Below are 23,200 nucleotides of genomic sequence, written 5' to 3' on the forward strand. Positions count from 1 at the left end.
ATGCCGAAGCGTCACGCGGCCTCACCTTTGCCCATGCGCGACGGCGTGGCAGCCAGCTACCTGTGGCTGCCGGAAGGGCAGTGGCCGGACATGCTCACCTTCCTGGTCGAGCGCTACCCGCAGATCAGCGCCGCGCAATGGCGGGACCGCATGGCGCGCGGCGAAGTGGTCGATGGCGACGGCGCCGTGCTGGCGCCCGGCAGCGCATACAAGCGCGGCATGCGCATTTTTTACTACCGCGAGCTGGAGCGGGAAACGCCGATTCCCTTCCAGGAAGAGATCCTGTTCCAGGACGAGCATCTGATCGTCGTCGACAAGCCGCACTTCCTGCCCATGACGCCGGGCGGGCGCTTCGTGCAGGAGACCTTGCTGACGCGCCTGAAGAAACGGCTCGATAGCGCCGACCTCACGCCGATCCACCGCCTCGACCGCGAGACGGCCGGCGTGGTGATTTTTTCGCGCCAGATCGCCAGCCGGGGCGCCTACCAGTCGCTGTTCCAGCGCCGCGAGGTGCGCAAGACGTACGAGGCGCTGGCGCCCGTGCTGGCGGGACGCGATTTTCCATTTACCTACCGCAGCCGCATGGTCGAGGGCGCGCAGTTTTTCCTCATGCGCGAGGAGGCGGGCGAGCCGAACTCGGAAACCGTCATCGACGTGATCGAAGAGCGCGGCGATGTGGCCCTGTACCGGCTGCAGCCGCACACGGGGCGCAAGCACCAGCTGCGCGTGCACCTGGCTTCGCTAGGCATCCCCATCGTCAACGATGCGTTTTACCCGGTGGCCCTGCCGTGCAAGGAAGACGACATGTCGCAGCCCTTGCAGCTGCTGGCGCGCGCCATCGATTTCACGGACCCTTTGAGCGGCGAGCCGCGCCATTTCGAAAGCCGGCGCGTGCTGGCGTAAGCCGACACCAGCGCCGACGTGTCAAAGATCAGCCCTTGACCGTGTAATCGATGATCAAGGGCGCATGGTCGGAAAACCGCTCGTCCTTGTAGACGCTGACCGTATGCGCCTGGGCCGCGATGCCGGGGGTGGCGACGTGATAATCGATGCGCCAGCCCACGTTCTTCGCGTAGGCTTGCCCGCGGTTGCTCCACCACGTGTACTGGTCTTCGCGCTTGTCCAGGCCGCGGTGCACGTCGACGAAGCCCACTTCGTCGAAGACGCGCGTCAGCCACGCGCGTTCCTCGGGCAGGAAGCCGGAATTCTTCTTGTTGCCCTTCCAGTTCTTCAGGTCGATTTCGTGGTGGGCGATGTTCCAGTCGCCGCAGATGACCACTTCGCGGCCCAGCGCCTTCAATTCCAGCAGGTGCGGCAGGAACAGTTCCATGAAGCGGAACTTGGCTTCCTGGCGTTCCGGCCCGGACGAGCCGGAGGGGCAGTACACGGAAATGACGGACAGGTTGCCGAAATCGCAGCGCACGTAGCGGCCTTCGGCATCGAATTCGGGGCTGCCGAAACCGATATGCACGGCGTCCGGTTCCACCTTGCTGTACACGCCCGTGCCGGAATACCCCTTTTTCTCGGCATAGTGGAAATGGCCATGGTAGCCGTGCGGGTTGAGGAATTCCGGCGTCATGTCGGGCAGCTGCGCCTTCAATTCCTGCACGCAGATGAAATCGGCCGTCTGCGTGCCCATCCAGTTGAAAAAGCCTTTTTTGGCGGCGGAACGGATGCCGTTCAGGTTGGCGGAGATAATTTTTGGCATAGGTCGAAAGTGAAAAGGGCGCTGGACGGGGCCGGCGGGCGCGGCATGGCGATTGTCTCGCCGCTGCGCGCGGATTAAAATACAGGCACTTTTAAAAAATGAGGCTAATGTGAATAATTTACGCCAGCAGTTTATCGCGTTTTCAGTATCCAAGGGAGTCTTGCGGTTTGGCGAGTTCACCACCAAGGCCGGGCGCCAGTCGCCGTACTTCTTCAATGCGGGCCTGTTCCATGACGGCGCCACCCTGGCCGAGCTGGCGCAGTTCTATGCGCAGACCCTGCTCGACTCGGGCGTGGAATTCGACATGCTGTTCGGCCCCGCCTACAAGGGCATCACCCTGGCGTCGGCCACCGCCGTGGCGCTGGCTGGCAAGGGCCGCAACACCTCGTTCGCCTTCAACCGCAAGGAAGCCAAGGATCACGGCGAAGGCGGCACCATCGTCGGCGCCAAACTGCATGGCAAGGTTGTCATCATTGACGATGTGATCTCGGCCGGTACCTCGGTGCGCGAATCGGTGGACATGATCCGCGCCGCCGGCGCCGAGCCATGCGCCGTGCTGATCGCCCTGGACCGCATGGAGCGTTCGGGCCCGGACGGCCAGCTGTCGCCAAGTTCGGCGGTGCAGGAAGTGTCGAAACAGTATGGCATCCCCGTCATCTCGATCGGCAACCTGGACGACTTGTTCGGCTACCTGAACGGCGCGGGCGCCGATCCGGAACTGCTGAAGCACAAAGAGGCCGTTTCCGCCTACCGCGCGCGCTACGGGATTTAAAGCGCCCATGGCGGCGTTGCAGCGCGTTGCCGCATTAGCGTGCTGTCTGCCGCGCTGCGCCTTGCCCTGAGCACTTTAAATCGCACTACTTTTCCAGCAGCGCCCGCAGCCGCGGGTCGCTGCAGGCGGCGCTGGCCTGCGGATGGCATTGCAAGAGCCGCCGCAGCAGCGCGGCGCCGATGCCGCGCCGCCGGAACGGCGGTTTCACGAACAGCATGTTGACCGTAACCTCGTCCGCGCTCCTGCTGAAGTCGAGCATGGCCACCTGCTGGCCGTCGATCCATGCGCACAGCGCGCTGTCCCCTTGCCAGTCTATCCGCATCACGCCAGCCATGGTTTGACCGCCGCATGCAGGCCCAGGGCGAACAGGCCGATAAAAAAGCAGCGCTTGAATACCAGCTGCGCGATGCGGCCGCGCAGCCATTGACCGGCCAGCATGCCGGCCAGCGCCGGCAGCAGCGCATACGCGGATGCGCCGGCCGCGCCGAGGCTGAAGTCGCCGTGCAGAGCCAGGCTGGCCGCCAGCGCCACGGTCGAAGCCGTAAAGGCCAGGCCCAGTGCCTGCACCAGCGCGTCGCGCGCCAGGCCCAGTCCCTGCAGATACGGCACGGCGGGGATCACGAATACGCCCGTGGCGGCCGTCACCAGTCCCGTCGCCGCGCCCGCCAATGGCCCCAGCCACGCTTCGTGCCGCGCCGGCACGCGCAGCTGCAGCGAAAACAAGCCCGCCAGCGCATACAGCATCAGCGCCACGCCCAGCGCGACGACGGCCCAGGCGCCGCTGTCGGCCGGCAGCAGCGCGCCGCCCGCCAAGGTACCGGCCATGACGGCCGCCAGCATGGGCCACAGGCGCCGTAGCAGGGCGCGCAGCCCGGGGCCGGCCGCCAGTTGCCAGACATTCGTGACCATCGACGGCACGATCAACAGGGCCGCCGCCTGCACGGGCGGCATGACGAGGCTGAGCGTGCCCATGGCCACCGTCGGCAGACCCAATCCGACTACGCCCTTGACGAAGCCTGCGACGAGGAAGCTGGCGCCGACGGCCAGCAGGAATGACGTCTCCATTTTTTCTATTCCACAGTAAATTGCGTGAATTCTGCGCGCGCTGGGTGGTTTCGCCAAGGTGGATTATTTTGAGTCAGCCTCAGTAAAATACGAAGGCTGATAAGATGCTGAAAAGGGGAGCCGTCATGCGCTTTGATCTGGTCGATTTACAGCTGTTCGTCAACGTCGTGGAAGCGGGCAGCCTGACGGCGGGCGCCGCGCGCAGCCATCTCGCATTGGCCTCCAGCAGTGCGCGCGTGCGCGGCATGGAAGAGATGCTGGGCATGCCCTTGCTGCTGCGCGGCCGGCGTGGCGTGGAGCCGACGCCCGTGGGCCAGACCCTGCTGCATCACGCGCGCCTCGTCTTGCTGCAAATGGAGAAAATGCGTGGCGAACTCGGTGAATTTGCGCGCGGCTTGAAAGGGCAGTTGCGCCTGCTGTGCAATACGGCCGCGCTCAGCGAATTTTTGCCCGAGGCGCTAGGCGCTTTTCTCGACCGCCATCCGAACCTGACCATCGACCTGGAAGAGCGCCTCAGTTACGATATCGTCAAGGCCGTCTCGGAAGGGCTGGCCGACATGGGCATCGTGTCCGACTCGGTCGACATGCGCGGCTTGCAGACGTTTCTGTTCCGTCCCGACCGGCTGGTGGTGATCGCCGCGGCCGACGGCGTGCATCACCGCGCACTCGGACAGGATGGCGTCGTCGCGTTTTCCACGCTGCTGGATCACGATTTCATCGGCCTGGCCGACGACAGCGCGATGCAGCAGTACCTGGGCATGCATGCGGCGCGCCTGGGGCGCCCCTTGAAGGTGCGCGTGCGCCTGCGCAGCTTCGATGCCGTGTGCCGCATGGTGGCCAGCGGCGTGGGCATCAGCGTGGTGCCGCTGGCGGCGGCCAGCCGCTGCCAGCAGACGATGGCGCTGCGTTGCCTGGAATTATCCGATCCCTGGTCCGTACGCAATCTGACGATCTGCGTGCGCCAGTTCAGTGAATTACCCCTGTATGCGCGCCAGTTGATCGATCATCTGAAGGCGTGACAGGGCATGACAGGAGCAGCGATGCATTTTTCAGAAGACAAGATGGCCAGCCTGCTGTGCAGCGACCAGGTCGAGCGGCCCATCCACATCTGGCAGCCGGAGCATCCCCGCGCCGTGATTCTGGCGATCCACGGCGGCATGGCGCATGCGGGCGACTACGTCACGCCGGCGCTATACTTCCGCCAGCACGGCATCGCCACCGTCAGCTTCGACATGGTGGGCCACGATGGCAAGCGCAAGGTCGATATCCCCTCGTTCGACGCCTTCCTCGACGACGAAGAGCTGTTCCTCGCCTGGATCAAGCAGACGTATCCGGGCGTGCCCGTGTTCGTCATGGGCCACTCCATGGGCGGCCTGATCGCCACGCACCTGGGGCTATGGCGCTTTGCGGGCGACCCGGCCATCAAGGGATTTGTGATTTCATCGCCGTATTACGTGAATGCGATTCCCGTGCCGAAGGTGCTGCAGATGCTGTCGGGCTGGCTGGCGCAGCGCTTCCCGACGATGAAAGTGCCATTGGGCAACCTGACCATGCTGCTCACGCACGATCAAACCATCACCGCGCGCCATTTCCAGGACGAGCGCGACGGCATACGCGCCAGTGCGGCGTCGGTGCGCTTCGCCCATGCGCTGACGTCGGCGCAAAAGGCGCTGGCGGGCGGTTTGTCGGACTGGCGCTTCCCCCTGTTCGCCGTGGTGGCGGGCGACGACAAGCTGGCCGACAGCCGCGCCACGGAAAGCCTGCTGCGCAGCGTGCCCGATGGCTTGCTCGACTATCATTTTTATCCGGCCAATTATCACGAGAATTTCAATGAAGTGAACCGCGAGGCGATCTTTGCCGCCATCCTGGCCTGGATGGAAAAACTGCTGGCACCCGTGCAGGCGTGAGGGCCAGGTATCGTTATAATCGGATTAACTGCATTTACCGCCGGCGCATGCCGGCCCGGTCCCCGCGGCACAGGGGAATACTCAAGGAACGAACGATGCGCTTGCTGATTGCCCTGTTACTCCCGTGGCTGACCTTTTTCACGATCGGCCGTCCGATCGCCGGCATCATTTGCCTGATCCTGCAAATCACCGTGATCGGCTGGCTGCCGGCCACGATCTGGGCCGTGTATGCGCTGAGCCAGTACAAGACGGACCAGAAAATCGCCGACGCCATGCGCCGGCGCTAAGCGTGTTCTAAGGCTGGCCTAAGCTGCGCTTCCTATCTTGATTCAACCGACATGAGGAGAGTGAGATGGCATTAAACAGACGCGGTACCCTGGGCCTGGCGGCGGCGATGCTGGCCGCCGGGCTGTTGCTGGGAAGTGCGGCGCAGGCGCAAACCGACGGCGCACTGCCGCCCGTGCAGAAGAGCGGGGCGGTGGAGTACCTGAGCGGCGGCATCGGCCTCGATGAGTCGACGGCCATCAAGAGCGCCAGCCGGCATTGGCCCTTGAGTCTCGTGTTTTCCGTGCAGGCGGCGGGCAAGGCGGAATTTGCCTCCGACGTGAAGCTGGAAATACGCGATGCCAAGGGTAATCCGGTGCTGGACACGACGGCCAGCGGACCGTTCCTGCTGGCGAAACTGGCGCCGGGCAGCTACAGCCTGCGCGCCACCCTGGCCGGCAAGACGCTGGAACGCAAGGTGCAGATCAAGGCGGGCAGTTCCGCGCGCGTGGAGCTGGTCTGGCCGGCGGGAACGAACCAGGGCCGGCCTTGATGCCTGGCGACGGCAAGGCGCCCGAACTGGGCTTGTCGGCGCGTGGCTTGTCGGCGCATATCCTGCCAACGTCGGCGACGATGGTCGGCGTGTGCATGACGGTGCTGTCAATCGGGCATTTGGCGCCGCGCGGCGAGGTGCGCGTGGCCATCGACAAGCTGCTCGCCGTCGATGCCATCGTCTTTCTCGTCAGCGCCGTGCTCTCGTTCATGTCGCTGCGCCCCGGCCATTCGCGCTTGCGCTACGAATCGTGGGGCGAGCTGCTGTTCATCTGCGGCCTGGCCCTGCTGGCGCTGGGCGCCGTGGTGCTGGCCTTCGTCATCAACTGACCGCGAGCACGCGCCCTTCGGCGGCGCTTTGCAGCGCCAGTTCGATCAGGCGTATCGTCGCTGCCGCATCCTCGGCCGCCACCGGCGCCGGTGCGCCGTGGCGGATGGCGTCGGCCATGCCCTGGTAAAAATCCTGGTAGCGGCCCGCCTGCATTTCGAGGTGTTCGCAATGGCCGTCCGGCTGCGTGCCCAGGTGCAGCGCGCCGCGCACGGGGTCGACGCCCCAGCCGGGCTGGCCCGGCCTGCCGCCCGCCTTCAGGGCATCTTCCTGCGGGTCGAGGCCGAATTTCACGAAACTGCCCTTGTCGCCATGCACGGCGAAGCGCGCCGTCGGCGCCTTCACCAGGCAGCCCGCTTGCAGCACCACGCGCAGCCGGTCATAGTACAAAACGATGTGCATGTAGTCGACGGCTTGCGCGCCATCGCGCTGCAGGACGATATCGGCATACAGCTTTTCCGGCTTGCCGAACAGCTGCATGGCCTGGTCCAGCATGTGCGGGCCCAGGTCGTACAGCAAGCCGCCGCCCGGTGCGCCGGACTCGCGCCAGCGCTGGCGGATCTCGGGGCGGAAACGGTCGAAATGCGATTCGACGCTGGCGATGCGCCCCAGGGTGCCTTGCGCCAGCAGCGCTTTCAGGGTCAGGAAGTCGCCATCCCAGCGCCGGTTGTGATACACGCTGAGTACCAGCTGGCGCTCTTTCGCCAGCGCGATCAGGCTCTGCGCCTCGGTGCTGGAAATGGTGAATGGCTTGTCGACCACCACGTGCTTGCCCGCTTGCAGGGCCGCTTGCGCCAGGCTGAAATGCGCCTCGTTGGGCGCGGCGATGACGACCAGCTCGATGGACGGATCGGCAAACAGCTGCGCGGGCTCCGCATACACGGTGGCGTGCGGCCAATCCTTGTGCACGAGCTCGGGCTTGCTGGAGGCGACGGCCGTTAATTCCAGGGCATCGATGGTGGACAGGACGGGAGCGTGGAAGGTGGAGCCGGCAAAGCCGTAGCCGACCAGGCCGGTTTTGATCTTGTTCATGGCGGATTCACAGGTGCGTGGAAGAATCCATGATCATACCCGCAAGCGGGCGGCAGCTCCGCTGTTGCGATGCTGCCGCTGATACATTAGTTCAGGCTCCAGACGTATTGCACCTTGACGCTGGCGCTGACAGGCTTGCCGCCAGCGAGGGCCGGCTTGAACGTGCATTTGGCAATGCCGCTGCGCGCCGCCTCGTCGAGGGCCGGATGGCCGCTGCTCTTGACCACGCTCGAGTTCAATACCTTGCCACTGGCATTCACGTCGAAGGACATGGTGACCGTGCCCTCTTCCTTCGCCTGCAGCGATGCGGCCGGCCAGGCCGGTTTGCCGCACACGCCAAAGTCGATGATGGGGCGGCGCTCCAGCACGGGTGCGCTGTCGGCGGCGACGGCCTGGCCGTAGATGCCAAGGCAGGCACCGGCCAATGCCAGCAGCGGTACGGCCGCCTTCCAGTTCAGGGTTTGCGGTGCGGGGCGCAGCAATCGTTTGATACGTGACATAAGATCTCCTCCGTTGGCCGCCTGGGCCAGGTGGTGGGTTGAGAACTGGAGACGTTCCAGTTCCGAGAGTGCAAGAGCCAGACGCCGCGGTTCGCCCAGTTGTCTTGCTGCGAAATCATCTGCAATGTGTTCGCGTTCGAGGCGCACGCCGCGTGAAATCCACCAGACGGCAGGGTGGAAGAACAGCAGCGCCTCGATGGCGTTTTGCAGCAGGTTGATCAGATAATCGTGGCGCCGGATGTGCGCCAGTTCATGCGCCAGCAGCGCATCGAGCAGGTGCGGCGGCATGCCGGTGAGCAGCGCCGCGGGCACCAGCACCATAGGGCGCCAGATGCCGGCCGTGAGCGGGCTGGCGATGTTGTCGAGCACGCGCAGCCGCACGGGACGCGCCACGCCGGCATCGTGCGCCATGCGCGACAGCCTTGTCTGCAGTTGTGCATGCGTGGCGCCCGTGTTCCTGGCGCTGCGCTCTATCCACAGCATGCCCAGCGCCATGCGCACGGCCAGCACGGCGGCGCACAAGGCCCACACGCCGACGACGGCGCGCAGCAGCAGATCCAGGTCGGGCAGGCTGTCGGGCGCCAGCAGGGCGGCGGGCAGCAAGGCGCTGGAGTACAGGGCGCCAGTGGCATCGGCCCCGGCCAGACGCAGATACAAGCCCGCCGCCGGCCACGCCAGGCAGGCCAGCAGGGCGCCGCAACCGACGGCGTAGCGTGCCTCGGGACGCGCATTGCGCAAGGCGGCCCATGCCAGCGCGGTGGCGCAGCCGATCAGCAAGCCTTGCCACAGGAAGTGCAGCAGGGTCCAGCCCAGCGCCGGCACGAAGCCGCTCATGACTGATCGTCCTTGAGCATTTTTTCGATTTCCGCGCGTTCGGCGCGCGACACGCCCGTGCGCAGCGCCGCCAGCACCAGCGCCTTGGCCGAACCGGCAAAGGCTTTCTGCATCAATTCCTTGAGCAAATTCGTCTGCAGGCTGTCCTGGGCCTGGGCCGGCGCATACACGTGCGAGCGCTGGCTTTCGTCGCGGATCAGCAAGCCTTTGGTGTGCATGATCTGCATCAGGCGCAGCACGGTGCCATACGTGATGGCCGGCTTGGCCAGCGCCATCGCCTCGTGCACCTGCTTGGCCGTGGCGGCGCCCAGCGGCCACAGTGTCTGCAGCAGATCGAGTTCGGCTGCCGTCGGTTTCGGGATGTCGTGCGTCTTGGCCATGCGGTTTTCCTCTTGCCTGAAATTCAATAGGGCTAGATTAAACCTTATAGACAAAAATGTATACTTTAATTTTCGCAGGCCTTCAAGCAGCATTCATAGCAGGGGAAAAGTCTAGACAAGGCTGTTTATAAATGCGGTCGATGGGCAAAAAAAAAGACGCCGCAGCGTCTTTTTTTGGGGCGAGTGAAAATTATCCCGCCAGCTTGGCCTTCAGCAGTTCCGTCAGCTGGGCCGGGTTGGCCTTGCCCTTGGACGCCTTCATGGCCTGGCCGATCAGTGCATTGATCGCCGCTTCCTTGCCGGCGCGGTACTGTTCCACCGACTTGGCGTTGGCCGCCAGCACTTCATCGACGATGGCTTCGAGCGCGCCCGAGTCCGAGATCTGCTTCAAGCCCTTGGCGTCGATGATGGCGTCAACCAGGTGCTCGTCGTTCGATTTCGCTTCCCACATGCCGGCGAAGACTTCCTTTGCCGCCTTGTTCGAGATCGTGCCGTCGGCGATGCGCTTGAGCATGGCGGCCAGTTGCGCGGCGGAGACGGGGGCGTCGTCCAGGTCCACGCCTTCGCGGTTCAGGGTCGACGCTACGTCGCCCATCAGCCAGTTGGCGGCGGCCTTGGCGTTTTCCTTGCCGGCCTTCTCGACCACGGCGACGAAGTAGGTGGCCATGGCTTTCGATTGCGTCAGCACCAGCGCATCGTAGTCCGGCAGCGCGTATTCGCTGATAAAGCGGGCGCGCATGGCGGCCGGCAGTTCCGGCATCGACGCCTTGACCGTATCGATCCACGCTTGCGAGATGACCAGCGGCGGGAGGTCAGGGTCCGGGAAGTAGCGGTAGTCCTGGGCGTCTTCCTTGCTGCGCATTTCGCGCGTTTCCTTGCGGTCCGGATCGTACAGGCGCGTGGCCTGCACGACCTTGCCGCCGTCTTCGATCAGTTCGATCTGGCGGCGCACTTCGACGTGCACGGCTTCCTCGATGAAGCGGAAGGAGTTCAGGTTCTTGATTTCGCAGCGGGTGCCGAATTCCTTCTGGCCGACGGGACGCACGGAGACGTTGACGTCGCAGCGGAACGAGCCTTCCTGCATGTTGCCGTCGCAAACGCCCAGCCACATGACCAGCGAGTGCAGGGCCTTGGCGTAGGCCACGGCTTCGGCGGCGCTGCGGATTTCCGGCTCCGAGACGATTTCCAGCAGCGGCGTGCCGGCGCGGTTCAAGTCGATGCCGCTCATGCCCGCGTAGTCTTCGTGCAGGGATTTGCCCGCGTCTTCTTCCAGGTGGGCGCGCGTCAGGTTCACCGTCTTGGTGACGAATTCGCCATCCTTTTCGTAGCCGAAGGTCAGGGCGCCGCCGATGACGACGGGGTCTTCGAACTGGCTGATCTGGTAGCCCTTGGGCGAATCGGGATAAAAATAGTTTTTACGGGCAAAGACCGAGTGCGGCGCGACGGTGGCGCCGACGGCCAGGCCGAAACGGATTGCGCGGTCGACGGCTTGCTTGTTCATCACCGGCAGCACGCCCGGCAGCGCCAGGTCGACGGGGCTCGCCTGCGTGTTGGCTTCGGCGCCGTACTTGATCGGCGAACCGCTGAAAATTTTGGATTCGGTCGTGAGCTGCACGTGGTTCTCAAGACCGATGACGACTTCCCATTGCATAGTGTTCTCGCTTATTTTTTGGTGGCGCCGCCTGGGCGGCGCGAATTTTTTCTTAATTTTCTTAAATGCCGTCAGGGCTGCGCGTATGCCAGTCCGTCACTTGCTGGAACTGGTGGGCTACGTTCAGCAGCTTCGCTTCGCCGAAATAATTGCCGATGATTTGCAGGCCGACGGGGCGCTTGCTGTTTTTTTCGCCTGCGCCGAAGCCGCACGGTATCGACATGCCGGGCAGGCCGGCCAGGCTGGTCGACAGGGTGTAGATGTCGGCCAGGTAGTTCGCCACCGGGTCGTCCGTCTTGTCGCCCAGGTCCCAGGCGACGGTCGGCGCGACGGGGCCCATGATGACGTCGCAGACGGCGTTCGGGCCATTTAATACGGCGTCGAAATCCTGCGCGATCAGGCGGCGGATCTTTTGCGCCTTCAGGTAGTAGGCGTCGTAGTAGCCGTGGCACAGCACATAGGTGCCGACCATGATGCGGCGCTGCACTTCCGGGCCGAAGCCCTGGGCGCGCGACTTCTTGTACATGTCCTGCAAGTCCTTGTACTCGGCGGCGCGGTGGCCGTAGCGCACGCCGTCGTAGCGCGACAGGTTCGACGACGCTTCGGCAGGCGCGATCATGTAATAGGCGGGAATCGACAGGGCCGTGTTGGGCAGCGAGATGTCGACCAGGGTGGCGCCCAGCTTTTCATACTGCGCCAGCGCGCCGCGCACGGCCGCTTCCACGTCCTTGGCCAGGCCCTCGCCGAAGTACTCGCGCGGCACGCCGATGCGCAAGCCAGTGAGGGGTTGCTCCAGGTCGCGCGAAAAATCTTCCGCCACGCCGCCTTGTTCCGGGGACAGGCTGGTCGAGTCGCGTTCGTCGAAGCCGGCCATGGCGGTGAGCAGCAGGGCGCAGTCTTCGGCCGAGCGGGCCATCGGGCCGCCCTGGTCCAGCGACGAGGCAAAGGCGATCATGCCGAAGCGCGAGACGCGGCCATACGTCGGCTTGATGCCGGTGATGCCGCAAAAAGCGGCTGGCTGGCGGATCGAGCCGCCCGTATCGGTGCCGGTGGCCGCTGGCGCCAGGCCGGCCGCGACGGCGGCGGCCGAACCGCCGGACGAGCCGCCCGGCACGGCTGTTTTATCCCACGGGTTCCGCACGGCGCCGAAGGCCGAGTTCTCGTTGCCGGAACCCATGGCGAATTCATCGCAATTGACCTTGCCCAGGGTGACCATGCCGGCGGCCTGGAATTTTTCCACCACGGTGGCGTCAAACGGGCTGGCGTAGTTGGCCAGCATTTTCGAGCCGGCCGTCGTGCGCCAGCCTTTCGTGACGAACAAGTCCTTGTGCGCGATCGGCACGCCCGTCAACGGCGTGGCCGTGCCGGCGGCGATGCGCGCGTCGGCGTCGGCAGCTTGCGCCAGGGTCAGGGCACGGTCGACGTGCAGGAAGGCGTTCGAGTTGTCCGCTTCGATGCGGTCGAGGAAATGCGTCGCCAGTGCAACGGCGGAAATTTCCTTGTTCTGCAAAAGCGTGGACAGCTGTTTGATGGATTTTGTATGCATGGCGTTTCTATTGTGATATTCGGCAAGAAGGCGGGAACGGCGCAACGGCGTGTTTATTCGATAACCTTGGGAACGAGATAGAGTCCATCCTGTACCTTCGGTGCCACGGCCTGGTAGGCGTCGCGGCGATTCTGTTCCGTGGCGACGTCTTCGCGCAGGCGCAGGGCGATATTGTCCATGTGGGCGGCCAGCGGGTGGCTCAGGGGCGCCACGCCATCGGTATTGACGGCTTGCATTTGTTCCGCCAGTGCGAAAATCTTGTTCAATTGGGCCAAAGACGTGACGGCCTGGTCGTCGGCCATTTCAAGTTGGGCCAGGTGGGCGATGCGTTTTACGTCGGAGAGTGTCAGGGACATGGCGAATGGCGCGGAGTGCCGCGCATTAGTATTAAGTTGGCGTTTTGATAAAACGCGGGTATTTACTGCTATTTTGCTCACAAAAATCGAGGAATGCCGCGTAACTCGCGGCTGCAAGAGTCGCACTTTTCCATGGTTTTTGAGCAAATCGCATTCAAATTATAAGGTAGAATGGCGGGTTAATGCGTTGCCGGCGCTGATGGACCGCTGCCGCAGCATAGAAAAGATTGCGCAAGCGCCAAGCGAAACCCGGAAAAATCGCCTTCATGGATTTTCAGGGTGCCTGAAAGCGCCCGCTTTGAAACTCCCCATAAACAGCTTTTGCGCAGCTCGATGCGCTACAGGACACTCATGTTTGGTTTTTTACGCAGGTATATCTCCACCGATCTGGCCATTGACTTGGGCACGGCCAACACCCTTATTTATGTACGCGGCCTCGGTATCGTCCTGGACGAGCCATCCGTCGTCGCCATCCGCCAGGAAGGCGGTCCGAATGGCAAGAAGACCATTCAGGCAGTCGGCAAGGAAGCCAAGCAGATGCTGGGCAAGGTGCCGGGCAATATCGAAGCGATTCGTCCGATGAAAGATGGCGTGATCGCCGACTTCACCGTGACCGAGCAGATGCTCAAGCAATTCATCCGCATGGTGCACGACTCGAAATTCTTCCGTCCATCGCCGCGCATCATCATTTGCGTGCCGTGCGGTTCGACCCAGGTCGAACGCCGCGCGATCCGCGAATCGGCCCTGGGCGCCGGCGCCTCGCAGGTGTACCTGATCGAAGAACCGATGGCAGCGGCCATCGGCGCGGGCTTGCCCGTGTCGGAAGCGACCGGCTCGATGGTGGTCGACATCGGCGGCGGCACGACGGAAGTGGGCATCATCTCGCTGGGCGGCATGGTCTACAAGGGTTCCGTGCGCGTGGGTGGCGACAAGTTCGACGAAGCCATCGTCAACTACATCCGCCGCAACTACGGCATGCTGATCGGCGAACAGACGGCCGAAGCCATCAAGAAGGCCATCGGTTCGGCCTTCCCCGGTTCGGAAGTGAAGGAAATGGAAGTCAAGGGCCGCAACCTGTCCGAAGGCATCCCCCGTTCGTTCACCATTTCCAGCAACGAGATCCTCGAAGCGCTGACCGACCCGCTGAACAACATCGTCTCGGCCGTGAAAAACGCGCTGGAACAGACGCCGCCGGAACTGGGCGCCGACATCGCCGAAAAAGGCATGATGCTGACGGGCGGCGGCGCGCTGCTGCGCGACCTGGACCGCCTGCTGATGGAGGAAACCGGCCTGCCGGTGCTGGTGGCCGAGGACCCGCTCACCTGCGTGGTGCGCGGTTCCGGGATGGCACTGGAACGTATGGACAAGCTCGGCTCGATCTTCTCCTACGAATAATCTGACAGAAGGGCCGGAAACCATTCCGGCCTTTTTTTGGTTTTGGCGCCGGCGTTTGACCGGGGCCTGCACGTTGGCGCACTGCGCCTGGCCTGATTATTGGAAGTCATGGAATACAGTCCTCCGCCACTTTTCAAACAAGGCGCCTCCGCCCGCGTCAAGATGATGGTGTTCGCCGGCATTTCTATCGCCCTGCTGCTGGTCGATTCGCGCATGCACGCGCTGACGGCCGTGCGCCAGGCCGTCGGCACCGTGCTGTATCCGGTGCAGATGGCGGCCCTGGTGCCGCGCGACGTGGCGCTGGGCGTCGGCAACTACTTTTCTTCGCTGTCCGCCCTGGAAAAACAGGTGCGCGACCTGAAGCACGAACAGATCGCCTCGGCGCAGATCCTGCAGCAGGCGCAGCTCAACATCGTTGAAAACAACCACTTGCGCAAGCTGATGGAAGCGCGCGAGCGCGTGCCCGTCAAGACCCTGATGGCCGAAGTGCTGTATGACACGCGCGACTCGGCCTCGCGCAAGATCGTGCTGGACCGGGGCATCCAGAACGGCGTGGAACTGGGCCGCCCCGTGATCGACAACCTGGGCGTGGTGGGGCAGGTCACGCGCGTGTTCCCGTTCACCTCCGAAGTAACCCTCTTGACCGATGAAGAACAGGCCATTCCCGTGCAGCTGCTGCGCAATGGCGTGCGCAGCGTGGCCATCGGGCGCGGCAAGTCCGGCACCATGGAGCTGCGCTTCACGGCCCCCAGCGCCGACATCCAGATCGGCGACATCGTCATCACCTCGGGCCTCGACGGCCTGTACCCGGCCGGCCTGGCCGTGGCGCGCGTGACCCTGGTCGAGCGCAATGCGCATGGCCCGTTCGGCCGCGTCGTGTGCCAGCCGCTGGCCGGCATCGAACGCAACACCCAATTGCTCATTTTGATGACGTCGCCCGAGATTCCGCCGCGCCCGCCCGCCGAAGATGTCAAGACGGGCCGCAAGATCGCCGGCAAGATGGCGCCGATCAAGGACCCCGCCAAGGAGGCTGCCGCCGCGCCCGCGCCGGCCGCGAAACCGCCCGCCACCCCCGTGCCGAAACCGGCCGCGCCGGCAACGCCTGTACCAGCACCTGCCGCCGTGCCACCGAAGGAAGCGACACGATGAACCGCCCGCATTACATCCTGCTGCCGGTCAGCCCCGTGTTCATCGGTTTTTCCCTGCTGTGCGCTTTTCTGCTGAACCTGCTGCCATGGGGGCAGTTCGTCGGCGTGCCCGATTTCGTCGCCCTGGTGCTGGTCTTCTGGGGCATTCACCAGCCGCGCAAGGTCGGTATCGGCGTCGCGTTCTTCATGGGCCTGATGATGGACGTGCACGACTCGACCCTGCTGGGCGAGAATGCGCTGGCCTATACCTTGCTGTCGTATTTCGCCATCATGATGCACCGGCGCGTGCTGTGGTTCCCCATCCTGACGCAGGCGCTGCACGTGCTGCCGCTGCTGCTGCTGACGCAGGCGCTGCAATTGCTGACGCGGCTGATCGTCTCTGGCCGTTTCCCCGGCTGGCTCAATTTCATCGAGAGCTTCGTCGCCGTCGCCCTGTGGCCTTTCGTGACGTGGATCCTGCTGGCGCCGCAGCGCCGTGCCGTGGACCGCGACCATAACCGGCCGATCTGACGGGCGCCTGCCATGACCGAACTGAAAAATACCGAGCGCGAACTGCATTTTTTCCGCATGCGCCTGACCATCCTGGGCGCGCTCGTCTTCGTCTGCTTTTCGCTGCTGCTGGCGCGCTTCATCTGGCTGCAGGTGATCAAGCACGAGGACTATGCGACCAAGGCCGAAGACAACCGCATCGCCGTGGTGCCCATCGTGCCCACGCGCGGCCTGATCCTCGACCGCAACGGCGTGGTATTGGCGCGCAATTACTCGGCCTACACGCTGGAGATCACGCCGTCGAAATTGAGCGCCAGCCTCGATTCGGTGATCGACGAGCTGTCGACCCTGGTGCAGATCGACATCAAGGACCGCCGCCGCTTCAAGAAGCTGCTGGAAGAATCGAAGAACTTCGTCAGCGTGCCGCTGCGCACGCGCCTGACGGACGAGGAAGTGGCGCGCTTCACGGCGCAGCGTTTCCGCTTCCCCGGCGTGGAAGTGCAGGCGCGCCTGTTCCGCCAGTATCCGATGGGCGAAATCGCCTCGCACGTGGTGGGCTTCATCGGCCGCATCAACCGCAATGAAGCCAAGGCGCTGGAAGAGGGCGAGGACGCGGCCAACTACAACGGCACCGACCATATCGGCAAGGAAGGCCTGGAAAAGAGCTATGAAAAGCAGCTGCATGGCATCACCGGCTACGAGGAAGTGGAAGTGTCGGCCGGCGGGCGCGCCATGCGCACCCTGTCGCGCACGGCGGCCACCCCCGGCAACAACCTGATCCTGTCGATCGACATCGAACTGCAGAAGGTGGTCGAGGAAGCATTCGGCGAATGGCGCGGCGCGGCCGTGGCGATCGACCCGGCCACGGGCGACATCCTGGCCTACGTCTCCAAGCCAGGCTACGATCCCAACCTGTTCGTCGACGGCATCGACCAGCAAAGCTGGAACGAACTCAATACCTCGCTCGACCGGCCGATGGTCAACCGGCCCCTGTCGGGCACCTACGCGCCCGGCTCGACCTTCAAGCCCTTCATGGCGCTGGCCGCGCTGGAACTGGGCAAGCGCACGCCGAGCCAGTCGATTTCCGATCCCGGCTTCTTCATCCTCGGCGGCCATACCTTCCGCGACGACAAGGTGGGCGGCCATGGCACGGTGGACATGCACAAGTCCATCGTCGTCTCGTGCAACACCTATTACTATCAGCTGGGCCGCGACATGGGCATCGACGCCATCCACGACTTCATGAAGCCGTTCGGCTTCGGCCAGCTGACGGGCATCGACCTGAATAACGAAAAGACGGGCGTGCTGCCGTCGACGGAATGGAAGCGCAACCGCTTCAAGACGCCGCAGCAGAAGAAATGGGTGGGCGGCGACACGATTTCGGTGAGTAACGGCTCCGGCTATAATTCCTACACGCCGCTGCAGATCGCCCACGCGACGGCCAACCTGGCCAATAACGGCGTGGTGATGAAGCCGCATCTGGTGAAGATCATCGAAGACGCGGCCACGCGCGCGCGCACCCTGACGGTGCCGAAGGAAAGCTACCGCATCGCGCTCAAGCAGGAAAACATCGACATCATCAAGCGCGCCATGGTGGGCGTGACCAGCGAGCAGGGCGGCACGGCCGCGCGCATCTTCACCGGCGTGCAGTACACGGTGGGCGGCAAGACGGGCACGGCGCAGGTGGTGGGCATCAAGAAAAACGAGAAGTACAATGCCAAGCTGCTGGCCGAACGCCTGCGCGACAACGCCCTGTTTACGGCCTTCGCGCCGGCCGACAAGCCGCGCATCGCGATCGCCATCGTGGTGGAAAACGCGGGCTTCGGCGCCGGCGTGGCCGCGCCGATCGCGCGCAAGGCGCTCGACTACTACCTGCTGGGCAAGCGCCCGAGCGACAAGGAAAAGGACACCACCAAGGTGCCCAAGGAAGATGTCGACGAAGTGCGCACCCTGGAAGAAATCACCGACGAGCAGGCCGCCCCGGCGCCGCCTGCCAGGCAATAAGGAAGCACATGCCCATTAACGAGAGGCGCTCGCTGTGGCGGCGCGCCAAACCCTACCTGGCGGTATTCGATCCGCCGCTGATGATCATCATCCTGATGCTGCTGTGCACCAGCCTGCTGACCCTGTATTCGGCCAGCATCGGCATCCCCGGCAAGATCGAGGACCACCTGCGCAACATCCTGCTGTGCTTTTTCGTCATGTGGGTGGCGGCCAACGTGACGCCGCAGATGATGATGCGCATCGCCGTGCCGGCGTACACGGTATCGGTGATCTTGCTGGTGGCCGTGGCGCTGTTCGGCACCATCAAGCTCGGTGCGCGGCGCTGGCTGCATATCGGCGTGATCGACATCCAGCCGTCCGAATTCCTGAAGATCGCCACGCCGCTGATGCTGGCCTGGTTCTTCCAGCATAATGCGGGCGCCCTGCGCTGGAAGTCGTTCCTGATGGCGGCCGTGCTGCTGCTGGTGCCCGTCTACCTGATCGCGCGCCAGCCCGACCTGGGCACGGCGCTGCTGGTGGTGGCGGCCGGCTTTACCGTCATCTTCCTGGCCGGTCTGTCGTGGAAGGTGCTGGCCGGCTTGCTGATCACCTTTGTTTCCTGCCTGCCGATCGCCTGGTCGCACCTGCATGATTACCAGCGCGACCGCGTGATGATGCTGATCGATCCGACCAAGGACCCGCTGGGCAAGGGCTTCCATATCATCCAGTCCATCATCGCCATCGGGTCCGGCGGCATGACGGGCAAGGGCTGGACGCACGGCACGCAGGCCCACCTGGAATTCGTTCCGGAGCGCACCACCGACTTCATCTTCGCCGTGTATTCGGAGGAGTTCGGCCTGGTGGGTAATCTGATTCTGATGCTGATGTATTTACTGCTGGTGGGACGGGGCATGATGATCGCCGCCAACGCCCCCAGTTTTTTCACTCGCCTGCTGGCAGGAGCGATAACTATGATTTTCTTTACGTATGCGTTTGTCAACATGGGCATGGTCAGCGGCATCGTGCCGGTGGTCGGCGTCCCCCTGCCATTCCTCAGCTATGGCGGCACCGCGCTGCTGACCCTGGGCGTGGCCACCGGTATCCTGATGAGTATTCAGCGCCACCGCAAGCTGGTGCAGACCTGATGCGGGCGCCTGTCGATACCTTCGCCATGCGCGGGCTGAGCCTGGCGGCCTTGCTGGCCCTGGCCGCCTGCGGCACCGCGCCGCACAAGCCCGCATCGAACAACGTGCCGCTGCCGTCGGGCGGCAAGGTCAAGGTGCCCGTGCGCCAGGACCCCACCTTGCCGGCATTGCCGGCGGCCGGCTCCGGGCGCGGCGGCTACTACAAGGACGACGGCCCGGGCGACAATCCGCCGGCCAACCTGCGCGACGTGCCCGACGCGGAAGTGCGCAACGAGCCGTATTCGACGCGCTCGAACCGCCCGTATGTCGTCTTCGGCAAGACGTACACGCCGATCACCGACAACGAGCCATTCAAGCAGACGGGGACCGGCACCTGGTATGGCAAGAAATTCCATGGCCAGCGCACCTCGTCGGGCGAAATCTACGATATGTACAAGATGACGGCGGCCCATCCGACCTTGCCGATTCCATCGTATGCGCGCGTGACAAGCATCGACAGCGGCGAGCAGGTGATCGTGCGCATCAACGACCGCGGCCCGTTCCACGCCACGCGGGTGATCGACGTGTCCTACACGGCGGCGCTGAAACTGGGCTTCCTCGGCAAGGGCAGCCACCAGGTGGTCGTCGAACGCCTGCTGCCGGCCGATATCGACGCCATCCTCGCTGCCCGCGCGGCGCCCAAGCCGGTGCCGTCGGTGGTGGCCATCTCCATCGATACGCCTGTGGAAACGGGCGCCGTGGTGCAGCCGGAAGTGTCGTCGCAGATGCTGCCCGTCGATGCGACGGTGGCCATGCCTGCTCCGGCGGCGCTGGCCAGCGGCTTTTATTTGCAGCTGGGTGCCTACTCGCGCGCCGACAATGCGGAAACGGGCCGTTCGCGCCTGGCGCCGTACGCGGCAGCGCTCGGGACCCTGGGCGTGGTGCAGGCCGGTAACCTGTTCCGCCTGTACGGCGGACCGTTCTCCAGCCGCGCCGAGGCGGCACGGGCGGCGGCGAATTTGCCGGAATCGACGGGTATCAAGCCCATCGTCATTGAGAGGTAAGCGAGCGATGAGCGTAGGTCGGATCAGGCGCCAAGCGCCGTAATCCGACACGATTGTCAGGTGTCATTTACAGGAGCGCAGTTCCTGCTCTTCGAACTGCTTCGTGATCTCGGCCAGCCGCGCGCGCGTGGCGGCGTCGAGGTCGCGGAACTGGTAGGCGAATTGCTTGCTGGCGCTGTAGCGCGGCGCGACGCGGGCGCTGTGCACGCCCTGCTTGTTGAGCGATGCCAGCTGGCTTTGCGCGCTCGTTTCCGACTTGAATACACCCAGTGAAATGCCCCAGCGCAGCGGGCTGCTTTCGTTCATGATGAAGTAATTCGTCACGCCCAGCTGCTTCAATTCGCCGGCCTTGCGGTCGGCACCTTCCTTGCTGCCTTGCGGCGGGATGTACACCATGTAGCTGGAAATGTCCTGGCCGGCCACGTTGCGGCGCGACTGGCGGTCGCCCAGGTCCAGCGCGGCCACTTGCGCCTCGAAACGGCGGCCATCGGCCAGCAGGAAATTGCCCACTTCCGTGCACGCATACGATGGCGGCGGCGCTGGCGTTTCCGCGGCGACGGGCGCAGGCGCTGTGGCCACGGCCGGTGCGGTCGCCTGCTCCTGCGTCAGCAAGGTGAGCTTGCCCGCCTGCAGCTGGTTTTTCAGGCGTGCCGGTTCGCGCGTCTCGCTGCGAAAACTTCCCAGATAACCCTGGCCGATGGCCAGCACCAGCAGGTTGACGCCGGCCAGCAGCCAGAAGACGAATTTCAGCATACGTGGTTTCCTTGTGTTCCTGCCGCCCCGGCGCGCGCGGCCGTCTGCAGGCCGATCATGACGATATTATCGACCAGATGCAGCGGCACCGCCAGCGCCAGGGCCGGTGCGATGCGCGGTGCGGCGCCGCCCGACAGCAGGCAGGCGCTGGCGCCGTGCATGCGTACGGCCCGTTCGATGGCGCCCGCCTGCGCCGCCAGGCAGCCGGAGAGGATGGCGTCGTCCGTATTGTCGGCAAAGCCGGCCGGCAGCGCGGCGTCGCTGGCGATTTGCGGCAGCTGCGCCGTGTTGCGCGCCAGCGAACTGGCCATCAGTCCCAGTCCCGGCAAGATCATCCCGCCGAGGAAAACGCCGTCGGCCGTGATGGCGTCGATGGTGGTGGCGGTGCCGCAATTGGCGACGATGACGGCCTGGCCAGGCGCCAGCGCGTGCGCGCCGATGGCGGCGGCAAAGCGGTCGCAGCCCAGCTGCGACGGCGCGCGGTAGCCATTCGTCAGTCCGGCCAGCTGCGGCAGCGAGGCAAAATCGCTGGGGGCTACCGGCAGCATGGAGCGCAGGCGCGTGCCGATGACCGCGCCGGCCACGTTCGACAGCAGCGCTTCGCTGATGGCGAGTGGCGCCCACTGCGCGGCCAGGGTGTCGATCTGCGCATGCGCGACGGCGCCGCTGGCCAGCCAGCCGCCGGCGGCACTGTCGGCAGCCACGAGCGCCCATTTGATGCGCGTATTGCCGGCGTCGATCAGCAGCAGCATGCGCTTACTCCCCGACCAGGCGCAAGGACACGTCGCCGGACATGACTTCCTGCAGGCCGCCATCGGTGCGCAGCAGCAGGCGGCCCAGCAGATCCACGCCGGCCGCCACGCCTTGCTGCAGCAACTGGCCGTTGTCGAGGATTTTCACGTGCTGGCCCTGCCAGGCGTGCAGCAGGTTCCAGCGTTCCGTAAACGGCGCAAAGCCCGTGTCGTCGAATTCGGCCAGCACGCCGGCCAGGCGGCTCAGGAGCGCCGCCACCAGGGTGTTGCGCTCCATCTGCGCCAGCCAGGGCACGGCCGAGACGCTGCGCCCGATCTGCCGTTCCAGCGCATCGGGCATCAAGAGATTGATGCCGCAGCCGATGACGGCCCACACGCCCCCGTCCTGCGCCTGCTGCGTCTCGACGAGGATGCCGGCCAGCTTGTGGCCATCCTTGAGCAGGTCGTTCGGCCATTTCAGTTGCACCGGCACGCCCAGCGCCGTCATGCTTTCGGCCAGCGCCACGCCGACGGCCAGCGGCAGGCCGACCAGCTGGTGCAGCGGCCCCTTGAAGCGCCAGGCCAGCGAGAACATCAGGCTGGCGTCCGCCTGCGACACCCAGGGCCGTCCGGCGCGCCCCCGTCCGGCCGTCTGCTGGCCGGCGATGCGCAGGGTGGGGCCGGCCAGGGTGGCGCAGCGCGCCAGCAGGTCGGCGTTGGTCGATCCCGTTTCGTCGACCACTTCGATGGCCACGTGGGAGGCGCCCGTGGCGCAATGGGCGGCAATGGCCGCGCTGTTCAAGTCTGAGTGCTTCGTCATGGTGATTGGTTCAGTTGCGCGCCTTGTGCGGCGCGTTGGCGAAGGCCCGGTCGTAGACGGCATTGGGCAGCGCGCGCAGCAGCTTGGCGACGACGCCCATCTGCCACGGGATCACGCGGTAGCTGTCGCCGTCGGCGATGGCGCGCGCGGCGCGCACGGCGAATTTTTCGGCCGGCATCAGGAAGGGCATGCGGTAGGCGTTATGGCGCGTCATCGGCGTGTCGATGTAGCCGGGCGTGATGGTGACGACCTTGATGCCCGCCGGTTTCAATTCCAGGCGCAGCGATTCGCAGTAGCTGATGACGGCCGCCTTCGAGGCGCTGTAGGCTTCGGCGCCGGGCAGGCCGCGGATGCCGGCCACGCTGCCGATGCCCACCAGGCGTCCGCTGCCCTGGCTTTTCATGGCGGCGATGAAGGGGGCGAAAGTGGCGACGGTGGCCGTGACGTTGATGGCGATGAGGCGCGCGAAGGCGTCGAGGTCTTCCGCGTGTTCGCTCAAGGTACCGTAGGACACGCCGGCGCTGGCGATGACGACGTCGATGCGGCCGGCATGGGCGATGAAGTCCTGTGCTGCGCCTTTCAGGGCGGCGTGGTCGCACACATCGACGGCGTAGGCGCGGTGGCGTTCAGGGTGGGGCAGGGAAGCGATCAGTTGCTGCAGCGCGTCGCCGCGGCGGGCCAGCAAGCCCAGTTGGGCGCCCTGGCGCGCGTACTGCAGCGCCAGGGCGGCGCCCAGTCCGCTCGACGCGCCCGTGATGAAAACGCTGTGCATCAGGCGATGCCCGGGCGCGCCAGGGA

26 protein-coding genes are annotated in these 23,200 nt (G+C 64.8%); 13 read left to right on the top strand and 13 right to left on the bottom strand.

Going from position 1 to position 23,200, the window contains the following annotated elements:
- Positions 1-903, top strand: a complete 903-nt coding sequence (locus tag ACQ4WQ_RS24990; protein WP_436500789.1) for an RluA family pseudouridine synthase — start codon at positions 1-3, stop codon at positions 901-903.
- Positions 904-931: 28 nt separating this feature from the next.
- Here the strand turns inward: ACQ4WQ_RS24990 and ACQ4WQ_RS24995 are convergent, their stop codons facing one another.
- Positions 932-1,708, bottom strand: a complete 777-nt coding sequence (locus ACQ4WQ_RS24995; protein WP_070222814.1) for an exodeoxyribonuclease III — start codon at positions 1,706-1,708, stop codon at positions 932-934.
- A gap of 109 nt (positions 1,709-1,817) precedes the next feature.
- Here ACQ4WQ_RS24995 and pyrE point away from each other — a divergent pair, with 109 nt between their 5' ends.
- Positions 1,818-2,480: an orotate phosphoribosyltransferase gene (gene pyrE, locus ACQ4WQ_RS25000; RefSeq protein ID WP_076568256.1), complete on the top strand. Its 663-nt coding sequence runs from the start codon at positions 1,818-1,820 to the stop codon at positions 2,478-2,480.
- Between the two features lie 85 nt (positions 2,481-2,565).
- On the opposite strand, the gene ACQ4WQ_RS25005 is transcribed toward pyrE, so the two are convergent.
- Positions 2,566-2,814 carry a GNAT family N-acetyltransferase gene (locus ACQ4WQ_RS25005; RefSeq protein WP_436500792.1) on the bottom strand — a complete coding sequence of 83 codons (249 nt, stop codon included), beginning with the start codon at positions 2,812-2,814 and terminating at the stop codon, positions 2,566-2,568.
- The gene (locus ACQ4WQ_RS25010; protein ID WP_326458126.1) at positions 2,802-3,545 is read right to left on the bottom strand and encodes a sulfite exporter TauE/SafE family protein; all 744 of its coding nucleotides are present in this window, start codon (positions 3,543-3,545) and stop codon (positions 2,802-2,804) included. Before ACQ4WQ_RS25010 ends, ACQ4WQ_RS25005 begins: the two co-directional genes overlap by 13 nt.
- Positions 3,546-3,670: 125 nt before the next feature.
- Here ACQ4WQ_RS25010 and ACQ4WQ_RS25015 point away from each other — a divergent pair, with 125 nt between their 5' ends.
- From ACQ4WQ_RS25015 to ACQ4WQ_RS25035, 5 genes are all read left to right on the top strand, one after another.
- Positions 3,671-4,564: a LysR family transcriptional regulator gene (locus ACQ4WQ_RS25015; protein ID WP_070222806.1), complete on the top strand. Its 894-nt coding sequence runs from the start codon at positions 3,671-3,673 to the stop codon at positions 4,562-4,564.
- A gap of 21 nt (positions 4,565-4,585) precedes the next feature.
- Positions 4,586-5,452 (top strand): alpha/beta fold hydrolase, encoded by an 867-nt coding sequence (locus tag ACQ4WQ_RS25020; RefSeq protein ID WP_436500794.1) that lies wholly within the window; start codon positions 4,586-4,588, stop codon positions 5,450-5,452.
- Positions 5,453-5,547: 95 nt separating this feature from the next.
- Positions 5,548-5,739, top strand: a complete 192-nt coding sequence (locus tag ACQ4WQ_RS25025) for a YqaE/Pmp3 family membrane protein (protein ID WP_326458128.1) — start codon at positions 5,548-5,550, stop codon at positions 5,737-5,739.
- 65 nt (positions 5,740-5,804) lie between these two features.
- A complete protein-coding gene (locus ACQ4WQ_RS25030; RefSeq protein WP_436500797.1) occupies positions 5,805-6,269 on the top strand; it encodes a carboxypeptidase regulatory-like domain-containing protein in 465 nt (154 codons plus the stop codon).
- Positions 6,269-6,598 (top strand): hypothetical protein, encoded by a 330-nt coding sequence (locus ACQ4WQ_RS25035; RefSeq protein ID WP_436501067.1) that lies wholly within the window; start codon positions 6,269-6,271, stop codon positions 6,596-6,598. The genes ACQ4WQ_RS25030 and ACQ4WQ_RS25035 overlap by 1 nt, the downstream gene beginning before the upstream one ends.
- On the opposite strand, the gene ACQ4WQ_RS25040 is transcribed toward ACQ4WQ_RS25035, so the two are convergent.
- The 6 genes from ACQ4WQ_RS25040 to gatC all read right to left on the bottom strand — a co-directional run bounded on the left by ACQ4WQ_RS25040 (position 6,591) and on the right by gatC (position 12,895).
- On the bottom strand, positions 6,591-7,628 hold the full coding sequence (locus tag ACQ4WQ_RS25040; protein ID WP_436500799.1) for an oxidoreductase: 1,038 nt from the start codon (positions 7,626-7,628) through the stop codon (positions 6,591-6,593). The two genes, ACQ4WQ_RS25035 and ACQ4WQ_RS25040, sit on opposite strands and share 8 nt — an antisense overlap.
- 86 nt (positions 7,629-7,714) lie before the next feature.
- On the bottom strand, positions 7,715-8,962 hold the full coding sequence (locus tag ACQ4WQ_RS25045; protein ID WP_436500801.1) for a TonB family protein: 1,248 nt from the start codon (positions 8,960-8,962) through the stop codon (positions 7,715-7,717).
- Positions 8,959-9,342, bottom strand: a complete 384-nt coding sequence (locus ACQ4WQ_RS25050) for a BlaI/MecI/CopY family transcriptional regulator (protein ID WP_326458132.1) — start codon at positions 9,340-9,342, stop codon at positions 8,959-8,961. Before ACQ4WQ_RS25050 ends, ACQ4WQ_RS25045 begins: the two co-directional genes overlap by 4 nt.
- Before the next feature lie 190 nt (positions 9,343-9,532).
- A complete protein-coding gene (gene gatB / locus ACQ4WQ_RS25055; protein WP_436501069.1) occupies positions 9,533-11,008 on the bottom strand; it encodes an Asp-tRNA(Asn)/Glu-tRNA(Gln) amidotransferase subunit GatB in 1,476 nt (491 codons plus the stop codon).
- A 46-nt stretch (positions 11,009-11,054) separates the two neighbouring features.
- The gene (gatA, locus tag ACQ4WQ_RS25060) at positions 11,055-12,539 is read right to left on the bottom strand and encodes an Asp-tRNA(Asn)/Glu-tRNA(Gln) amidotransferase subunit GatA (protein WP_436500803.1); all 1,485 of its coding nucleotides are present in this window, start codon (positions 12,537-12,539) and stop codon (positions 11,055-11,057) included.
- Positions 12,540-12,592: 53 nt separating this feature from the next.
- Positions 12,593-12,895, bottom strand: coding sequence for an Asp-tRNA(Asn)/Glu-tRNA(Gln) amidotransferase subunit GatC (gatC, locus tag ACQ4WQ_RS25065; RefSeq protein ID WP_070222787.1), 303 nt, complete (start codon positions 12,893-12,895; stop codon positions 12,593-12,595).
- Positions 12,896-13,246: 351 nt separating this feature from the next.
- Here gatC and ACQ4WQ_RS25070 point away from each other — a divergent pair, with 351 nt between their 5' ends.
- The 6 genes from ACQ4WQ_RS25070 to ACQ4WQ_RS25095 all read left to right on the top strand — a co-directional run bounded on the left by ACQ4WQ_RS25070 (position 13,247) and on the right by ACQ4WQ_RS25095 (position 20,098).
- Positions 13,247-14,290 carry a rod shape-determining protein gene (locus ACQ4WQ_RS25070; RefSeq protein ID WP_010393186.1) on the top strand — a complete coding sequence of 348 codons (1,044 nt, stop codon included), beginning with the start codon at positions 13,247-13,249 and terminating at the stop codon, positions 14,288-14,290.
- A gap of 108 nt (positions 14,291-14,398) precedes the next feature.
- Entirely contained in the window at positions 14,399-15,439 is a 1,041-nt protein-coding gene (mreC, locus tag ACQ4WQ_RS25075; protein ID WP_326458135.1) for a rod shape-determining protein MreC, read from the top strand.
- Positions 15,436-15,948, top strand: coding sequence for a rod shape-determining protein MreD (mreD, locus tag ACQ4WQ_RS25080; RefSeq protein WP_326458136.1), 513 nt, complete (start codon positions 15,436-15,438; stop codon positions 15,946-15,948). Before mreC ends, mreD begins: the two co-directional genes overlap by 4 nt.
- A gap of 12 nt (positions 15,949-15,960) precedes the next feature.
- Positions 15,961-17,931: a penicillin-binding protein 2 gene (gene mrdA, locus ACQ4WQ_RS25085; protein WP_436500806.1), complete on the top strand. Its 1,971-nt coding sequence runs from the start codon at positions 15,961-15,963 to the stop codon at positions 17,929-17,931.
- Between the two features lie 8 nt (positions 17,932-17,939).
- The gene (gene rodA / locus ACQ4WQ_RS25090; protein ID WP_230541617.1) at positions 17,940-19,055 is read left to right on the top strand and encodes a rod shape-determining protein RodA; all 1,116 of its coding nucleotides are present in this window, start codon (positions 17,940-17,942) and stop codon (positions 19,053-19,055) included.
- Entirely contained in the window at positions 19,055-20,098 is a 1,044-nt protein-coding gene (locus ACQ4WQ_RS25095; protein ID WP_436500808.1) for a septal ring lytic transglycosylase RlpA family protein, read from the top strand. Before rodA ends, ACQ4WQ_RS25095 begins: the two co-directional genes overlap by 1 nt.
- Positions 20,099-20,161: 63 nt before the next feature.
- Here the strand turns inward: ACQ4WQ_RS25095 and ACQ4WQ_RS25100 are convergent, their stop codons facing one another.
- The 4 genes from ACQ4WQ_RS25100 to ACQ4WQ_RS25115 are packed head-to-tail and all read right to left on the bottom strand — an operon-like array spanning position 20,162 to position 23,174.
- Positions 20,162-20,851, bottom strand: a complete 690-nt coding sequence (locus tag ACQ4WQ_RS25100) for an SPOR domain-containing protein (RefSeq protein ID WP_326458139.1) — start codon at positions 20,849-20,851, stop codon at positions 20,162-20,164.
- Positions 20,845-21,603 carry a type III pantothenate kinase gene (locus tag ACQ4WQ_RS25105; protein ID WP_436500810.1) on the bottom strand — a complete coding sequence of 253 codons (759 nt, stop codon included), beginning with the start codon at positions 21,601-21,603 and terminating at the stop codon, positions 20,845-20,847. The genes ACQ4WQ_RS25100 and ACQ4WQ_RS25105 overlap by 7 nt, the downstream gene beginning before the upstream one ends.
- Positions 21,604-21,607: 4 nt before the next feature.
- Complete coding sequence (locus tag ACQ4WQ_RS25110; protein ID WP_436500812.1) at positions 21,608-22,402, bottom strand: biotin--[acetyl-CoA-carboxylase] ligase; 795 nt, start codon at positions 22,400-22,402, stop codon at positions 21,608-21,610.
- A gap of 10 nt (positions 22,403-22,412) precedes the next feature.
- Positions 22,413-23,174 carry an SDR family oxidoreductase gene (locus ACQ4WQ_RS25115; RefSeq protein WP_436500814.1) on the bottom strand — a complete coding sequence of 254 codons (762 nt, stop codon included), beginning with the start codon at positions 23,172-23,174 and terminating at the stop codon, positions 22,413-22,415.
- Positions 23,175-23,200: the final 26 nt, after the last annotated feature.

The sequence above is a fragment of the Janthinobacterium goodfellowi genome, assembly GCF_051380695.1.
Lineage (GTDB): Bacteria > Pseudomonadota > Gammaproteobacteria > Burkholderiales > Burkholderiaceae_D > Janthinobacterium.

Bases quoted from the DNA above. Each gene is read 5' to 3' on its own strand.
- ACQ4WQ_RS25070 (WP_010393186.1), top strand. From the start codon at position 13,247: ATGTTTGGTTTTTTACGCAGGTATATCTCCACCGATCTGGCCATTGAC.
- rodA (WP_230541617.1), top strand. From the start codon at position 17,940: ATGCCCATTAACGAGAGGCGCTCGCTGTGGCGGCGCGCCAAACCCTAC.
- ACQ4WQ_RS25015 (WP_070222806.1), top strand. From the start codon at position 3,671: ATGCGCTTTGATCTGGTCGATTTACAGCTGTTCGTCAACGTCGTGGAA.
- ACQ4WQ_RS25105 (WP_436500810.1), bottom strand. From the start codon at position 21,603: ATGCTGCTGCTGATCGACGCCGGCAATACGCGCATCAAATGGGCGCTC.
- ACQ4WQ_RS25115 (WP_436500814.1), bottom strand. From the start codon at position 23,174: ATGCACAGCGTTTTCATCACGGGCGCGTCGAGCGGACTGGGCGCCGCC.
- ACQ4WQ_RS25030 (WP_436500797.1), top strand. From the start codon at position 5,805: ATGGCATTAAACAGACGCGGTACCCTGGGCCTGGCGGCGGCGATGCTG.
- ACQ4WQ_RS24995 (WP_070222814.1), bottom strand. From the start codon at position 1,708: ATGCCAAAAATTATCTCCGCCAACCTGAACGGCATCCGTTCCGCCGCC.
- ACQ4WQ_RS25010 (WP_326458126.1), bottom strand. From the start codon at position 3,545: ATGGAGACGTCATTCCTGCTGGCCGTCGGCGCCAGCTTCCTCGTCGCA.
- ACQ4WQ_RS25050 (WP_326458132.1), bottom strand. From the start codon at position 9,342: ATGGCCAAGACGCACGACATCCCGAAACCGACGGCAGCCGAACTCGAT.
- mreC (WP_326458135.1), top strand. From the start codon at position 14,399: ATGGAATACAGTCCTCCGCCACTTTTCAAACAAGGCGCCTCCGCCCGC.
- ACQ4WQ_RS25110 (WP_436500812.1), bottom strand. From the start codon at position 22,402: ATGACGAAGCACTCAGACTTGAACAGCGCGGCCATTGCCGCCCATTGC.
- ACQ4WQ_RS25095 (WP_436500808.1), top strand. From the start codon at position 19,055: ATGCGGGCGCCTGTCGATACCTTCGCCATGCGCGGGCTGAGCCTGGCG.
- ACQ4WQ_RS25040 (WP_436500799.1), bottom strand. From the start codon at position 7,628: ATGAACAAGATCAAAACCGGCCTGGTCGGCTACGGCTTTGCCGGCTCC.
- mrdA (WP_436500806.1), top strand. From the start codon at position 15,961: ATGACCGAACTGAAAAATACCGAGCGCGAACTGCATTTTTTCCGCATG.
- gatC (WP_070222787.1), bottom strand. From the start codon at position 12,895: ATGTCCCTGACACTCTCCGACGTAAAACGCATCGCCCACCTGGCCCAA.
- ACQ4WQ_RS25035 (WP_436501067.1), top strand. From the start codon at position 6,269: ATGCCTGGCGACGGCAAGGCGCCCGAACTGGGCTTGTCGGCGCGTGGC.
- ACQ4WQ_RS25005 (WP_436500792.1), bottom strand. From the start codon at position 2,814: ATGGCTGGCGTGATGCGGATAGACTGGCAAGGGGACAGCGCGCTGTGC.
- ACQ4WQ_RS25020 (WP_436500794.1), top strand. From the start codon at position 4,586: ATGCATTTTTCAGAAGACAAGATGGCCAGCCTGCTGTGCAGCGACCAG.
- gatA (WP_436500803.1), bottom strand. From the start codon at position 12,539: ATGCATACAAAATCCATCAAACAGCTGTCCACGCTTTTGCAGAACAAG.
- ACQ4WQ_RS25045 (WP_436500801.1), bottom strand. From the start codon at position 8,962: ATGAGCGGCTTCGTGCCGGCGCTGGGCTGGACCCTGCTGCACTTCCTG.
- ACQ4WQ_RS24990 (WP_436500789.1), top strand. From the start codon at position 1: ATGCCGAAGCGTCACGCGGCCTCACCTTTGCCCATGCGCGACGGCGTG.
- ACQ4WQ_RS25025 (WP_326458128.1), top strand. From the start codon at position 5,548: ATGCGCTTGCTGATTGCCCTGTTACTCCCGTGGCTGACCTTTTTCACG.
- ACQ4WQ_RS25100 (WP_326458139.1), bottom strand. From the start codon at position 20,851: ATGCTGAAATTCGTCTTCTGGCTGCTGGCCGGCGTCAACCTGCTGGTG.
- mreD (WP_326458136.1), top strand. From the start codon at position 15,436: ATGAACCGCCCGCATTACATCCTGCTGCCGGTCAGCCCCGTGTTCATC.